Source organism: Anaerococcus sp., from assembly GCF_022770135.1.
In the GTDB taxonomy this organism is placed as follows: domain Bacteria; phylum Bacillota; class Clostridia; order Tissierellales; family Peptoniphilaceae; genus Anaerococcus.
This window is the reverse complement of sequence record NZ_JALEIL010000031.1, coordinates 1-2,133: the sequence shown is the minus strand read 5'-3', so window position 1 is coordinate 2,133 and position 2,133 is coordinate 1. Positions and strand designations below refer to the sequence as shown.

Genomic DNA, 2,133 nt, shown 5'->3' with positions numbered 1-2,133 from the left:
TCTAGGGCCTTTTCCAAGGCTTCGATTTGAACTTGGGAGTTTTGCTCGTTGGTATTATACATTGTGCCGAATACCTTGGTGTCTGGATATAGGCTTAGGAAGTCATCTATAAGCTTTCCTGCTTCTACATAATCAGATACTCCTGTAGTATTTTCTCCGCTAAGTCCTGCCCCTTCTGGGTCCGTTACTGCTGCGAATAAAACAGGCTTATCCTTTATGGTATTGGCCACTCCTTGGGCTGCTGGTGTGCCTATGGTATAGATTAAGTCAACATCTTTATTCTTAAGGTCTGTCGCAAATTGTGGGATTAGGGCAAGGTCTCCGTTTGCCCTGTGATCTATCAGCTCATAGGAAATATTTTCGCTATCCAATTTTTCTATAAAGCCTTCTCTTGCCGCATCCAAGGAAGGGTGATCTGCAATTTGTACAATTCCTATCTTTGCCTTATCGCTGGATCCTTCTCCAGTGCTTTTTTCTGTCCCGCTCTCCTTGTTTCCACAAGAGCCTAGTAGGGTCATAGCCAACATTAGTCCTAAAATTTTTTTGATTTTCATATTATCCTCCATAATTTCCGATAGACTTTTATCTAACAAAAAAACTCGCCCTATATAGGACGAGTGTGTTCGTGGTACCACCTAATTTCATAATCTAAAGATTACCTTGACAAGAGTCTATCAACTCCTTGCTTCTGATAACGGTAGCTTCCGTAATAGCTTACTAGATTCGGCTATTCTGCATACAGAGGGAATAAGTAGATACTCCTTACAAGACTTGCACCAACCGTCTTTTCTCTTAGGTAATTCATATAAACTATCTTTCTGTAATCACATTTATTCTTTAACTAGATAATACATGCTCAAATGGACTTTGTCAAATATTATTGATAAATTATTTGTTAAAGTATATAATTACTCATATTTCAAAGTTGAATACAATATTGCCTTAACTGCTGGTATCCTATTTTCTGTCTGATCGAAGACCATAGACTTCTCTGATCTAAAGACTTCGTCAGTAACTTCCATCCCATCGAAGTCCATATCCTTAGGAAGTTTGGCTAAAACCTTTTGGGCAAGCTTGGATTTTGTATCGTGGAAGGCTGGCAAACAATGCATAAATATCGTAGTATCCTTTGTCTTATCCATCACCTTCCTATCGACTCTATAAGGGTAAAGATCCATAATCCTTTCTATAGGGACATGGTCTACCTCTGTTAGGGCTATCCACATATCAGTATAGATTATGTCAGCCTTTCCTAAAGCTAAATTCAAATCTTCTGTATAAGTAATCTGGGACCCACTCTCTTTGGCAAAATCCTTAGAAAGCCTTATAAAATCTTCCTTGGGGAAGTATTTCCTTGGACCTGCTGCAGTGAAATTTATTCCAAGCTTAGCACAGGTTATGGATAAGGAGTTAGGCATAATATCTCCAGGGTATCCTAGATATAGTAGATTAAGTCCCTTAAGATAGCCGAACTTTTCCCTTATGGTAAGCATATCTGAAATCATCTGGCTTGGATGGGTCTTTTCTGTCATGGCGTTATAGATTGGAACTTCCGTCATCTTCACGAGTTTTTCCAGCATATCCTGCTTATTTCCCCTGTAGACTATGCCGTCGTAATAGCGGTCGAAGACATTAATACTATCTTCGATAGATTCCTTCTCGCCGAGCTTACTTGAGTTTGAATTTATAAGGCTTACTCCCATCCCCAAATCAAATGCTGCAACCTCAAAGGAAGTCCTGGTCCTGGTAGAAGCTTCCTCGAAAAGAAGGATTAGGTTTTGCCCATCAAGATACTTGTGAGCTCTTTTCTCCTTCTTAAGCTTCTTAAACTCAGCCGCCAAATCTATAAGATATAAAATCTCCTCCTCAGAAAAATCTTGCATAGCAAGAAAGTTCCTACTTCGTAAATCAATTTCCATATATTTCTCCTTTGTTTTAATATACCTTATTTTTGATTTGTTATTAGGATGAAAAAACCCCGCCGAGGCGAGGTCTGATATGTACCCTCTTTACTGGACAAACCAGTAAGGAGGGTATTTTTATGAAATATAGCTATGAATACAAAAAAGAATGTGTTCAGTTGTACAGAGAGGGAATATGGCCGAAAACACCAGCAGGGACAAATGAAAAAAC

At 38.9% G+C, this 2,133-nt stretch carries 2 protein-coding genes; both read right to left on the bottom strand.

Annotated elements, in window-relative coordinates; translation table 11 throughout:
- On the bottom strand, positions 1–554 hold a 554-nt coding region (locus MRZ08_RS01320; protein ID WP_297378407.1), incomplete at its 3' end, for an ABC transporter substrate-binding protein.
- A gap of 354 nt (positions 555–908) precedes the next feature.
- The gene (gene argF / locus MRZ08_RS01315; RefSeq protein WP_297378403.1) at positions 909–1,919 is read right to left on the bottom strand and encodes an ornithine carbamoyltransferase; all 1,011 of its coding nucleotides are present in this window, start codon (positions 1,917–1,919) and stop codon (positions 909–911) included.
- Positions 1,920–2,133: the final 214 nt, after the last annotated feature.

Coding starts and splice junctions, on each gene's coding strand:
- argF (WP_297378403.1), bottom strand. CDS start 1,919: ATGGAAATTGATTTACGAAGTAGGAACTTTCTTGCTATGCAAGATTTT.